The sequence below is a fragment of the uncultured Albimonas sp. genome (assembly GCF_963977235.1).
Classification (GTDB): domain Bacteria; phylum Pseudomonadota; class Alphaproteobacteria; order Rhodobacterales; family Rhodobacteraceae; genus Albimonas.
Map to the genome: position 1 here is coordinate 1 of NZ_CAXBOD010000098.1, position 10,525 is coordinate 10,525.

Annotated in this window: 12 protein-coding genes and 1 pseudogene; 12 read left to right on the forward strand and 1 reads right to left on the reverse strand. The window is 70.4% G+C overall.

Annotated features, from left to right (window positions below):
• Positions 1–905 (reverse strand): helix-turn-helix domain-containing protein (locus AAC134_RS22665; protein ID WP_339951878.1); only part of this gene is annotated, 905 nt, incomplete at its 3' end.
• Between the two features lie 726 nt (positions 906–1,631).
• Here AAC134_RS22665 and AAC134_RS22670 point away from each other — a divergent pair.
• The 12 genes and pseudogenes from AAC134_RS22670 to AAC134_RS22725 form a co-directional block, all read left to right on the forward strand.
• On the forward strand, positions 1,632–2,240 hold the full coding sequence (locus AAC134_RS22670; RefSeq protein WP_339951880.1) for a lytic transglycosylase domain-containing protein: 609 nt from the start codon (positions 1,632–1,634) through the stop codon (positions 2,238–2,240).
• Positions 2,228–2,512: a TrbC/VirB2 family protein gene (locus AAC134_RS22675; protein ID WP_339951882.1), complete on the forward strand. Its 285-nt coding sequence runs from the start codon at positions 2,228–2,230 to the stop codon at positions 2,510–2,512. The genes AAC134_RS22670 and AAC134_RS22675 overlap by 13 nt, the downstream gene beginning before the upstream one ends.
• Positions 2,509–2,787 (forward strand): VirB3 family type IV secretion system protein, encoded by a 279-nt coding sequence (locus AAC134_RS22680; protein WP_339951884.1) that lies wholly within the window; start codon positions 2,509–2,511, stop codon positions 2,785–2,787. The genes AAC134_RS22675 and AAC134_RS22680 overlap by 4 nt, the downstream gene beginning before the upstream one ends.
• Positions 2,780–5,098, forward strand: a complete 2,319-nt coding sequence (locus AAC134_RS22685; RefSeq protein ID WP_339951886.1) for a hypothetical protein — start codon at positions 2,780–2,782, stop codon at positions 5,096–5,098. The genes AAC134_RS22680 and AAC134_RS22685 overlap by 8 nt, the downstream gene beginning before the upstream one ends.
• On the forward strand, positions 5,098–5,220 hold the full coding sequence (locus AAC134_RS22690; RefSeq protein ID WP_339951888.1) for a hypothetical protein: 123 nt from the start codon (positions 5,098–5,100) through the stop codon (positions 5,218–5,220). Before AAC134_RS22685 ends, AAC134_RS22690 begins: the two co-directional genes overlap by 1 nt.
• Positions 5,217–5,921: a type IV secretion system protein gene (locus AAC134_RS22695; RefSeq protein ID WP_339951890.1), complete on the forward strand. Its 705-nt coding sequence runs from the start codon at positions 5,217–5,219 to the stop codon at positions 5,919–5,921. Before AAC134_RS22690 ends, AAC134_RS22695 begins: the two co-directional genes overlap by 4 nt.
• A gap of 11 nt (positions 5,922–5,932) precedes the next feature.
• Positions 5,933–6,349: a hypothetical protein gene (locus AAC134_RS22700; protein ID WP_339951892.1), complete on the forward strand. Its 417-nt coding sequence runs from the start codon at positions 5,933–5,935 to the stop codon at positions 6,347–6,349.
• A gap of 32 nt (positions 6,350–6,381) precedes the next feature.
• Complete coding sequence (locus tag AAC134_RS22705; RefSeq protein WP_339951894.1) at positions 6,382–7,527, forward strand: type IV secretion system protein; 1,146 nt, start codon at positions 6,382–6,384, stop codon at positions 7,525–7,527.
• 68 nt (positions 7,528–7,595) lie between these two features.
• The gene (locus AAC134_RS22710; RefSeq protein WP_339951896.1) at positions 7,596–8,270 is read left to right on the forward strand and encodes a type IV secretion system protein; all 675 of its coding nucleotides are present in this window, start codon (positions 7,596–7,598) and stop codon (positions 8,268–8,270) included.
• Positions 8,271–9,011 carry a TrbG/VirB9 family P-type conjugative transfer protein gene (locus AAC134_RS22715; protein ID WP_339951898.1) on the forward strand — a complete coding sequence of 247 codons (741 nt, stop codon included), beginning with the start codon at positions 8,271–8,273 and terminating at the stop codon, positions 9,009–9,011.
• Positions 9,008–10,282, forward strand: a complete 1,275-nt coding sequence (locus AAC134_RS22720) for a TrbI/VirB10 family protein (protein WP_339951900.1) — start codon at positions 9,008–9,010, stop codon at positions 10,280–10,282. The genes AAC134_RS22715 and AAC134_RS22720 overlap by 4 nt, the downstream gene beginning before the upstream one ends.
• Positions 10,282–10,525, forward strand: a pseudogene (locus AAC134_RS22725) (type VI secretion protein); the annotation flags it as partial. The gene AAC134_RS22720 and the pseudogene AAC134_RS22725, both read left to right, overlap by 1 nt.

Sequence of the window (10,525 nt, forward strand, 5' to 3'; positions counted from 1 at the left end):
TCCTGCCGCAGCCCTTCGCGCAGCGCCCGTTCGCAGGCGATCTGCGTCACCGCCTCCCAGCTCGGCGCGCCGTAGCGGTTCAAGTCGTCGCGCCAGTCCCAGGGCAGGAGTTCGAGCGCCATCGGCAGGGTGACGTACTGGAGGCCGCAAGCGATCGCACGGGCTTGGCGTGCCTCCGCGGGATTACAGGTCTCTGCAGAGAATTGCTGTGTTCTGTATGGGCGCTCGGATTTTTCCGGCCGGTCGGAAGGATTTTTCCGTCCCTCGTCGGGTTGTCCACAGGCGGCGTCGCGTTCCTCCATCTCCTCCAGCAGGGCCTTCACGCGGGCAAAGACGTCCCGCAGCCGCGCGATCCCAAGATGAGCGAGGCGTCGCGGAAAACTCCGCCACGCGGCGCAGGCCTCGCTCGCCGCGCGACCCGCATCGAAGACCGGCCGCAGGCGACTACGCATGGCGCTGATCTCGCGACGCAGCCGGGCGTGCTCGTCCCGAACCTCAACGCGGGCTTGGTATGCCGCCTCGATCTCTTCCGCCCGATCAAGCAACGGCCAGAACCCGATCCCGTAGATCTCGGCGACGCGGCCCTGACGGTCCCGGACGACTTGTCGATGGCCGCCGTCCTGGCAGAGGTTCTCGGCGAGTCCCACCTCGATCAGCTTGCGGATACGGTAGCGGATGGTGCGCGGATCGACCCCGCGCAGGGCCGCGAGGCGCTCCACGCCGGCGGGGCTGATCGGCGCTGGGGCGTCCTCTGGAATGCGGTTGATCAAGTCATGCGCGGTGGTCGCAACGGCATCAGATAGGCCGAGCGTCGCCGCCGCCTGGTCAAGCAGGCGATGCAGGTTGGAAAGGAAGGCCTTTCGGCGCGCCACAGCGGCATCGCCGCGACGGGTGGGGATGGTCATTCGCTGCTCTCCTCACGGAGACCAGAAGCGCAGGCACAACTCCTCTGTTCGCCCGAAGGCGTCTTTTCTTGCCAGCGCTTGGGGAAGCGGCTAACGTCGAGCTGTCAAACGACGGCGTTAGCCGAGCCCTGATGGTCTCCGATCATCGGGGTTTTCTTTTTTGAGGCGCGGGCCTGTCCGCGCCGGGCGTGTCTTGCGTCCTTCTCTCTGCGGTTGATCCGGCCGAGACTAGCCAAGCGTTCTATTCAAGCCAAGTGCGGTTAAAGTTCATCTCTTCGTCACGTGCGCCAAAAGATTGAATCGGCGCTGAACGCGGAACCCAAATGGTCTATCCCAGGCTTCATGTCGGATAAGAATATGCGGCAAGAATAAGATTTACTTTCACTGTTGACCCGGGATTCCGCGCCCGACAGTATCGCTCTCGAATTGAGGCGCGGCGACGGTCGTCGTGCCAAAGCGGAAGCACGAGGCCCGGCACGCACTCGCCCTTGGCGAGACTCGCCGAGAGGCCTCCGGCCACCAAACCGGTCAGGATGACCCGCGCCTCTTGGCGGGGGATGACGCGCGGGTCTTCGCCCGCGCTTCGGAGTCCTGCGCGCTGTGGTTCCGCAATCAGCCGGAGGGAGGCAGGCGATGCGCGGTCTGGATGCAGAGCAGCATGGCGACGCCCTCGTCGCCTCTCCTCACCGCGAGGCGACGTTCGAGCAGCTGCCGAGGGCCTGAGCGATGCGGCGCCTGACTCTCCTGACGGCCGGATTCTGCCTGCTCGCGGCCCCTGCAATCGCGACGGTGATCGAGTTCGCGCCGGGCGGCGAGGCGCAGGTCCTCCCGCCGACGCCTGCCGCAGACGCGCCTGACCTCTCCAGCAAGGTGGCGCTGAAGGCGCTCGCCGAGACTGTCGCCCTCCGCCACGCGGGCGGCGCGGGACCGCGCGCGGCGGGTCTCTCCGCCGCCAAGTTCATCGCTCTGTTCCTCGCCCTGATCGAGCGCGAGAGCGGCTGGAACCCGCGCGCGGTCTCGCCGAAGGGCGCGCAGGGGCTCGGGCAGCTGATGCCGGAGACGGCGCGTGATCTGGGCGTCTCCGACCCGTTCGACGCGGCCCAGAACCTCGACGGCGCCGCCCGGTACTTCGCCGCGCAGCTCGCGCGCTTCGGCGACGTGACCCTCGCCCTCGCCGCCTACAACGCCGGGCCCGAGGCTGTTGCGCGCCATGGCGGCGTGCCGCCCTATCCCGAGACCCGCGCCTATGTCGCCGCGCTGACCGGCGACGCGCAAGCCCTCACCTCCCCCACCCCGACCGACCAGCACAGGAACACCGGAATATGGGAATTCTGACCCGCGCGCTGCGCGCTCTCAGCCTCTCGGCCGCGCTCTCCTTCGTCGCCACCGCGGCTATGGCGCAGGAGCTCTCGCCCATCACCAACATGTTCACCACCATCGGCGACGCGCTGACCGGAGAGCTTGGGCGCGCGATCGGCCTCGTCGCGCTGGCCGTGGTCGGCGTGATGTTCGCGACTGGCCGCATGAACTGGATCTCGGCCGTGTCCGTCGTGGTCGGGCTCGCAATCATCTTCGGCGCAGGCACGATCCTTTCGGGCTACGCATGAGCGCGCGGCCCTGCTTCCAGGCGCTGACCCGGCCGGTCAGCGTCGCAGGCCTGCCGATGGGGTATCTGGTGCTGCTGACGGGCCTGTCCGTCGGCGGCTTCATCGCCACCCTGTCGTTCCTCTGGTTCGGCGCCAGCGCGGCGCTGAGCTACGCCGTGCTGCGCGCGCTCGCCGCCTGGGATCCGCGGATCGGCGACGTGGTGTTCACCGCCCTGCGCCGCACGCCCCCGACCCCCGGCTGGTTCCGCGGCGAGGGTTTTGCCTACCATGCTTGATCTGAGGTCCACCCTCGGGCTGCGGGCGGTCGCCCCGCGCGGGGCGGCGCGCGAGCAGGCGCTGTCGGGCTTTCTGCCTTGGCTCTGCTTCGCTCGGAAGGACGTGATCCTCCTGCGCGACGGCGATGTGATGGGCTCGTTCCTCGTCGAGGGTCTCGACCCCCTCACTGCCGAGCACGCGGCCATCTCGGACCTGTCGGAGGCCATGAGCCGTTGCGCGGCAGAGTTGCCGCCGGATGCCGCACTCTACATCCACCGGCTCTCGCATCGCGAGACGCCGGAGGTTCCCGCGGTGTCCGACGATGGCTTCGCGGCCGAACTGGACGCCGCTTGGCGTGCGCACCTCCGCAGCCTGGGCCTGCGCCGCCGCCGCGTGATGGTCTCGGTCCTGCTGCGCCCGGCGAAGGCAGCGGGCCTGCGCGCCCGGCTGACCGGCGGCGGCGTCCCGGCACAGCGTGCGGCCCTGGCCAAACGTATCGCCCGGCTCGACGAGATCATGGGCCACATGCAGGCCGTCCTTGCAGTAGCGGGGCCGCGCCGTCTGACGCGCGAGAGCCCGGAATGGCTCGGGATGCTGGGCGCGACCGTCTCCGGCGCGTGGCGCCCGCGGGTGCATCCGCTCGGCCTCGCGACCATCGCCGACAGCCTCGCGACCTCGGACCTGCGTTTCCGGGGCGATGGCTTCACCCTGCCTGGGCTCGACGCCGCCGAGACCCGCTTTGGCGCGATGATCACGCTCAAGGCTTATCCCGCCCAGACAACGCCTGGCGCGCTGGCGGGGCTGGACCTGCCCGAGGATACGCTGCTCAGCCAGAGCTACACCCCGATCAATCCCTATGACGCGCTCGCCCGGATCCAGCGCACCCTGCGCCAAATGCGCGCCGCCGATGACGCGGCGCGCTCGCTGGCGCTGCAGTTGGAGGAGGCCGCGGACGATCTCGCCTCGGGGCGCGCGGGTTTCGGCCTGCACCATCTCTCGATCATGGCGACCGCGGAAAGCCCCGCCCGGCTCGACGAGATCGCCACGCAGATCCGCGGCGCGGTGCAGGCTGCGGGCGCCGGCGCGGTGCGCGAGAGCATCGGCGCCCGCGCGGCATACTTCGCGCAGGCGCCGGGGAATTACGGGTTCAGGGCGCGGGCCTCGATGATCTCCTCCGGCAACTTCGCCGATCTCGCTGCGCTCCACGCTCCCTGCCCCGGTTCCTCAGCTGATGCTTCGCCCTGGGGCGCGCCGGTCGCGGTGCTGCCGACCCTCAGCCATGAAGCATACCGCTTCGGCTTCCACCTCCCCGGCGTGCCGGGCGATCGTACCGTCGGCCATGCGCTGGTGATCGGACGGACGGGCTCGGGCAAATCCGCCTCCATGGCCTTCCTCATGGCGCAGATGCAGAGGCTTTCCCCGCGCATCCTTGTCTTCGACAAGGACCGCGGGCTCGAGACTCCGGTTCGCGCCATGGGCGGCTCCTATGCCGCAATTCGCATGGGCGCCCCCACCGGCTTCAACCCGTTCGCGACCGAGACCGACGCGCACGGCTGCGCCTGGCTCGCCGACTGGCTCGAAGCCCTGCTCTCGCGAGAGGACGGGCCCCTCTCCGCCCAGCAGCGTGAGGCGCTGACGCAGACCGTCGAGGCCAACGCCCACACCGCTCCTGCCCTGCAAACAGCGGATCACTTCCGCGCCGCCCTGCGCGGCATCGACGATGGCGGCGACCTCTTCACCCGCATGGGCCGCTGGGCCCCCGGCGGTCAGCACGGCTGGCTCTTCGCAGGCGAGGGCGAGGATGCGCTGGACCTCGCCCGCGACATCTCCGGCGTCGACCTGACCGAGATCTTCGACGCCCCCGCCATCCGCACCGCCTGGCTCTCGTATGCGTTCCGCCTGGTCGAGCGGATGGTCGAGGACGGCCGCCCGACCCTGATCGTGCTCGACGAGGCGTGGAAGCTGCTCGACGACGGGTATTTCGAGGCGCGTCTCAAGGACTGGATGCTGACGATGCGCAAGAAGAACGTCGCGCTCGTCATGCTGACCCAGCGCGTTTCCCATGTCGCCGAGAGCCGCGCCGGCGGCTCGATCCTCGAGAGCATCGCGACGACGCTGGTTTTTCCGTCCAGCCGGTTCACTGCAGCCGAGCTCGCCCCGCTCGGCCTGAGCGACGCCGAGACCGCGTTCCTGACCCAAAGCCCCGGCGGCCGCCGCTTCGCCGCGATCCGCACCGGCGACCGCGGCGCGCTGGTGGATCTCGACCTCGCCGTCCTCGGCCCGCTGCTGGCGGTGCTGGGCGGGGGCCCCTCCCGCGAAGGAGATGCCTGATGCGCCTCATAGCCCTGAGCTTTTTCCTCCTGCTCGCCGCCTGCGCGGACCCCGCGCCCAAGACCTGGCCCTGCGCCGCGACCCGCTGCGAATGGCAGCCGATCAACGGAGCCCCCCAATGATCCGCCCGGCTCTTCTCTCCGCGGCGCTGCTGACCGCGTCGCCCGCGCTGTCCGCGGGCGTGCCTGTCGTCGATTCCGCGGCCCTCGCCCAATGGGTCCAGCAGATCGAACAGCTCAAACAGACCTATGAGGCTGAGCTGCGCCAGATCGAGGAGATGCAGCGCCAACTCGAGGCCCTGACCGGCCCCCGCGCCCTCGGCACGCTGCTGAACGGCGCCGCCGAGATCGCCGCGCGCGAGGCCGCCGAGAGCCTCGACGGGATCGTGACATCGGCCATCGAAGGAAGCGCGCTGCCGGGCGCCGGGGCGGACCTGTCCGACCGCGTCGTGGAACTACGCGAAGAACTCGACCTCGGCGCCCTCGCCGCCTTCCGCGGTTCCGAGGAGGGGCAGGACCGCGCGCTCGCGGTGCAGGCGGGGGCGGGCATGGCGGCGGTCGTGACCGCCGAGGAGGGCTACCGCCGCGCCAATGCGGCGATGGAGCGGGTCGGCGACATGATCGCCGCGATCGAGACGACGACGGACCTCAAGGCAAGCGTCGATCTTAACAGCCGGATCCTGGCGGAGGTGGCGGTGCTGCTCTCCGAAAGCATCCGCGTGCAGGCCGCCGCCGCCGGGTCGGCGGGAACGGAAGCGGCGGCCTCCGCCCGGGACCGCGCCGCGCAGCGCCGGTTCCTGCAGGGCGTCGGTCGGGAAGACTGAGGAGAAGCATGATGCGCAAGACGATGATCCTGGCGGCCGCGCTGGCCGCGGCGGCGGGGATGGCTGCGGCGGAGGAAAAGCGGTCCTTCGGCTGCGGCTATGGCGGAGACGATGATCGCGCCGAGATCGACGCGCGTGCCGGCAACCAGGGCATGAAGGTCATCCTCCAGGAGTACCGGGACCGCTGGGACGCGCAGCACATCCGCGCGCAATGCGAGGCGTTCGACGCCGGTCGCTCATACCACATCACCTGTCTTGACGGGCATCGAGACTGGGATGCCATCGCTGCGATGGTGCCGGCCGATCTCTGGAGCCTGCCGCGCAAGGCCCTGCGGCCTCACTACCTCGCCTTGCAGGAGCAGGATGACGGCATGCGGGACGCCATCAGCTACTGTCGCGAGGTCGGCGCTCTCGGCGGCGGACGCTGACCGCGGTTTCCAGGCAAGGAAGGAGGCCGCGCATGGCCAGCTACATTCAGGACACGCTCGACCTGATCGACGAGAAAATCGGGGGCTACGCCGAAGGCGTGTTCGCAACGTTCGCCGGCGAGGTCGCCACCATGTTGCAGGCCATGGGCGTGGTCGGGATCTGCTTCATCGGCGCCAACGCTGCGCTCCAGTTCGCGCCGGTGCGCGTCGCAGATTACCTCAAATGGTCGGTCCGCTACGTCGCGATCACCGCGGTCGCGACGAGCTGGGCGCAGTTCCAGCCCTTCTACGACATCCTGACGAACACGCCGGGGGCCATCGGCGCCGAGCTGCTGGGCGCGACCGACGCCCCCAATCTCAACGTTGCGCTGGACGAGATGATCACCGGCCTCTTCGACTTCTCCCAGGTGCTTGCCGATGAGAGCGCCTTCTACTCCATCTCGCTTATGTCCTTTGCGGTCTGGCTGATGGGCGCATTGATGGCCTGCGTGGCCATCATCGTCTCGGCGCTCGGCAAGGTCGGCCTCGCCATGGCGGTGTCCTTCGCGCCGGTGTTCCTGACCGCGTTGATGTTCAAAGCGACTTCCAACCTGTTCGAGGCCTGGGCAAAGTTCACCATCGGCTTCGCCCTGATCCCATTGGTCCTCGCGGGCGTGATGGGAGTCATCGTCGGCATAGGCCAAGGCATGATCAACGACGCGCGGACCGCCGTCGAAGTCAGCGACGCTGCGGGCTTTATCATCGTCGGGGTCGCCGCGATCTTCCTGATGATCCAGGTGCCGATGCTGGTGAACGGGCTCGCGGGTTCCATCGTCGCCACCGCCGACGGGCCCGGCATGGCCGCCCGCGCCGCGCGCGGCGGGGCCTCGGTCGCCTCTGCGGGGCAGGAGCGCGCGAGACCGGTCTCCGCCGCCGTGACTTCCGCCCTCGGCGCCGCGCGCACCCCTGACCCCGGCGCAAGCCGCATCCAGAGCCTCTATCGCGACTGGGAACGCAACGCGAAGATCCGCGAGGAACGCTCCCGCGCCTTCCGCGAGCGCGAGGCCGAGCGCGGCCAGCTCGCACCGAGTTCGGCGATCCGTGCCGCCGGGCGGGCGGGCGTCTACTCCAACGCCAAGGCCCGCAGCGAGGCGCGGGACGCTCGCCGCTCCGGCCCGGACGTCACCGACCGCGCCTGACCCTCCCCGCCCCATCCGACTTCCCACCGCGACGCCCGATGGCGCCGCGAGACGCCACGGAGTCCGCCATGCCGCCCTCCCCCGATTCCGCCGCGTTCGCCTTCGAAACCGAGCTCTTCTTCTCCCTGCGCCGCCAGCGCTCCATCGCCTGGGGCGTGGCCGGGGTCTCGCTGCTGACGGCCCTCGGGGCCTCGCTCGCCCTCGCCATGGCCCTGCCACTCAAGGAAATCCGCCCCTACGTAGTCATGGTCGACCGCAGCACCGGCGAAAGCGAGCTGGTGGTCTCCACCCGCCCGGGCTCGCTCGCCGAGCGCGACGCGGTGCGCGAAGCGGAGCTGGTGCGCTATGTGAGTTCCCGCGAGACCTATGATCCGGCGGACAATGCCGAGCGCATTCCCATGGTCGTGGGCCTCTCCGAAGGCCAGGCGGATGCGAGCCTGCGCGCCCTCTGGACCGCCGCGGCGGAAAACTATCCGCCGAACCTCTACGGCGCCGAGACCCGGATCTCGGTCCGCGTCCGCGCCGTCTCGATCCTCAGCGAGGACGCCGCACAGGTCCGCTTCGTCCGCCGCCTCGAAAAGCCCGGGATCCAGCCGGTGGAGCGCGACTTCGTGGCCACGATCGGCTTCGCCTTCCGCCCGCGCGTCGAGCGCACGCTGGAGCAGGTCTGGGCCAACCCGCTCGGCTTCACCGTCACCCGCTATCGGGTAGACGCCGAGACCCTGCGCCCGAGGGAGGGTTGAATGCGCGCGCTGCTCCTCGCCGCCCTGATCGCCTCGCCCGCCATGGCCGAGGTGGCCCCGCGTCCGGTCGGCCCGGATCCACGCATCCGAACCCTCGCCTATGACCCGGACGAGGTGTTTCGGCTGAACCTCGCGATGAAGTTCATCACCCACATCCGCTTCGCCCCGGGTGAGGCGGTCCAGTCGGTCTCGGTCGGCGACAGCGCGTCCTGGCAGATCGTGCGGCTGCAGCAGGGTGATGTGCTGGCCATCAAACCGCTGATCAACGGCGCGGCGAGCAACATGAATGTCATCACCGACCGCCGATCGTACGTGTTCGAGCTGCGCGCCCGCTGGCTGAAGGCCGGCTCGCGCCACCATGCCTATCGCGTCAGCTTCACCTATCCCGAGGAGGCCGCAGCCGAGGCCCGCGCCGCCGCGCTCGCCGCAGCGCGCCCGAAGAACCGCGACTATCACTGGGCCGGAGACGCCGCGCTGAAGCCCCTCGCCGTGTTCGACGACGGGGTGAAGACGACCTTTCGCCTGCCGCGGAACGCGCCGCGCCCGGCGCTCTTCGCCGTGGACGCCTCGGGCGAAGAAGCCCTGGTCAACACGGTCCAGAACGCGGACGGCTTCACCGCCGATCGCGTTTCCGCCCGCTGGACCCTGCGCTATGGCGAGGCGGCCGCCGCCATCGCCCATGGCGATGCGCTCGGGCCCGTCGCCGCCTGCGCCTCGCGCCGCGAGGCGCCTGATCGATGACCGAGGACCGCGACGCCCTGCTCGCCGCCCGCCGTGAGGCGATGGAAGGCGCCCCCCGTCGCGCCCCGGGCCGCCTGCTCGGCGGCGCTGCGCTGGCCGCGTTGCTCGCCGGGGTCGGAGCGCTGCTGCTCGCCCCCGAGCAGATCACGGCGCTCTTCGCCCGCACCTCCTCGGCCGAGGAGATGCAGGAGGCGGGGTTCGAGCCGCCCGGCATCTCCACCGAAATCACACTGCCGCAGCAAGCCGAACCGGAACCGCCCTCGCTGGAGATCGCTCCGCCGCCACCCGCGGAGAAAAAGGAACCACCGCGCGAAGACCCGCGCCTTGCCGCCCTTGAAGCCGAACTCGCCGCAATGCGCCGCGCCGACGCCGCCCGCGCAGGCGAAATCCGCGCCCTGCTCGACGACCAGGCCGAAGCCCTGCGCGCCCAGTTCGACCGTGAGCGCACGCTGATCGAGGAGCGCCACCGCGCCGCCCTCGCCGCGCAGACGCCGGGCGAGCCTACCCCGGCCACGGACCCCGATACCGCGCGCCGCGACGCCGAGGAACGCGCCCGCCGCCGCGCCTTGCAGGAGGCGCAGATCGCCTCCGACGGCATCGTCCTCGACGCCAGGACGCCTTCCGCAGCCGGCACCGCCCCCGGCGCCTCGCGCCGCCTCTCGGGAGAGGAGCGCTTCATGGAGGCCGCGTCCACCGCCGCCCATGACACTGCGCGGGCCAGCGCCATCGGGGATCCGGCGCGGACCATCGTGCAGGGCACCTCGCTCGACGCGGTGCTGGAAACCGCGATCAGCACCGAGTTGCCGGGCATCGTCCGCGCCGCGATCGCGCAGGACGTCTGGTCCTGGGACGGTTCGGCGGTGCTGCTGCCGAAAGGCACCCGCCTGATCGGGCAGTACAACGCCGACGTCTCCATCGCCCAAGCCCGTGCACAGGTGGCCTGGAGCCGCGCCATCACGCCCGCGGGAGTCTCGGTCGCGCTTGGCGGCTATGGCGCCGACGCGATCGGCCGCTCGGGGCAGGACGGAGACCTCGACACGCGGTTCGCCGAGCGTTTCGGCTCGGCCGCCCTGATCTCGCTGATCAGCCTAGCGCCGAACCTCGCCGCGGGCTCCGACGCAAGTTCGCAGGAGGCCGCCGAGCAGGTCGGCGACGACGCCCGACGCACCACCCAGAACGTGATGGCCGAATACCTGCGCCTGCCGCCGGTGATCTACGTGGACCAGGGCGCGCGGATCTCTGTCATCGTGAACCGGGATCTCGTCTTCTGATGAACGCCCCCGCGACCCTCGCCGAGCATGATCTCGCGCCCCTGCGCGAGGCGATCATCGATCCCGCCACCTCCGAGATCGCAATCAACCCCGATGGATGCGCCTGGATCGAGCGCCACAGCGCCGTCCACATGCAGGCCCTGGACCTGACCCTGCCGCCTCAGCGCCAGGCCGCCATGGCCCGGAACCTCGCCGGCGCCACGAACAATGCGCTCGGCGAGCGGCATCCGCTGGTCTCGGGCC

Coding starts and splice junctions, on each gene's coding strand:
- AAC134_RS22670 (WP_339951880.1), top strand. CDS start 1,632: ATGCGGCGCCTGACTCTCCTGACGGCCGGATTCTGCCTGCTCGCGGCC.
- AAC134_RS22675 (WP_339951882.1), top strand. CDS start 2,228: ATGGGAATTCTGACCCGCGCGCTGCGCGCTCTCAGCCTCTCGGCCGCG.
- AAC134_RS22680 (WP_339951884.1), top strand. CDS start 2,509: ATGAGCGCGCGGCCCTGCTTCCAGGCGCTGACCCGGCCGGTCAGCGTC.
- AAC134_RS22685 (WP_339951886.1), top strand. CDS start 2,780: ATGCTTGATCTGAGGTCCACCCTCGGGCTGCGGGCGGTCGCCCCGCGC.
- AAC134_RS22690 (WP_339951888.1), top strand. CDS start 5,098: ATGCGCCTCATAGCCCTGAGCTTTTTCCTCCTGCTCGCCGCCTGCGCG.
- AAC134_RS22695 (WP_339951890.1), top strand. CDS start 5,217: ATGATCCGCCCGGCTCTTCTCTCCGCGGCGCTGCTGACCGCGTCGCCC.
- AAC134_RS22700 (WP_339951892.1), top strand. CDS start 5,933: ATGCGCAAGACGATGATCCTGGCGGCCGCGCTGGCCGCGGCGGCGGGG.
- AAC134_RS22705 (WP_339951894.1), top strand. CDS start 6,382: ATGGCCAGCTACATTCAGGACACGCTCGACCTGATCGACGAGAAAATC.
- AAC134_RS22710 (WP_339951896.1), top strand. CDS start 7,596: ATGCCGCCCTCCCCCGATTCCGCCGCGTTCGCCTTCGAAACCGAGCTC.
- AAC134_RS22715 (WP_339951898.1), top strand. CDS start 8,271: ATGCGCGCGCTGCTCCTCGCCGCCCTGATCGCCTCGCCCGCCATGGCC.
- AAC134_RS22720 (WP_339951900.1), top strand. CDS start 9,008: ATGACCGAGGACCGCGACGCCCTGCTCGCCGCCCGCCGTGAGGCGATG.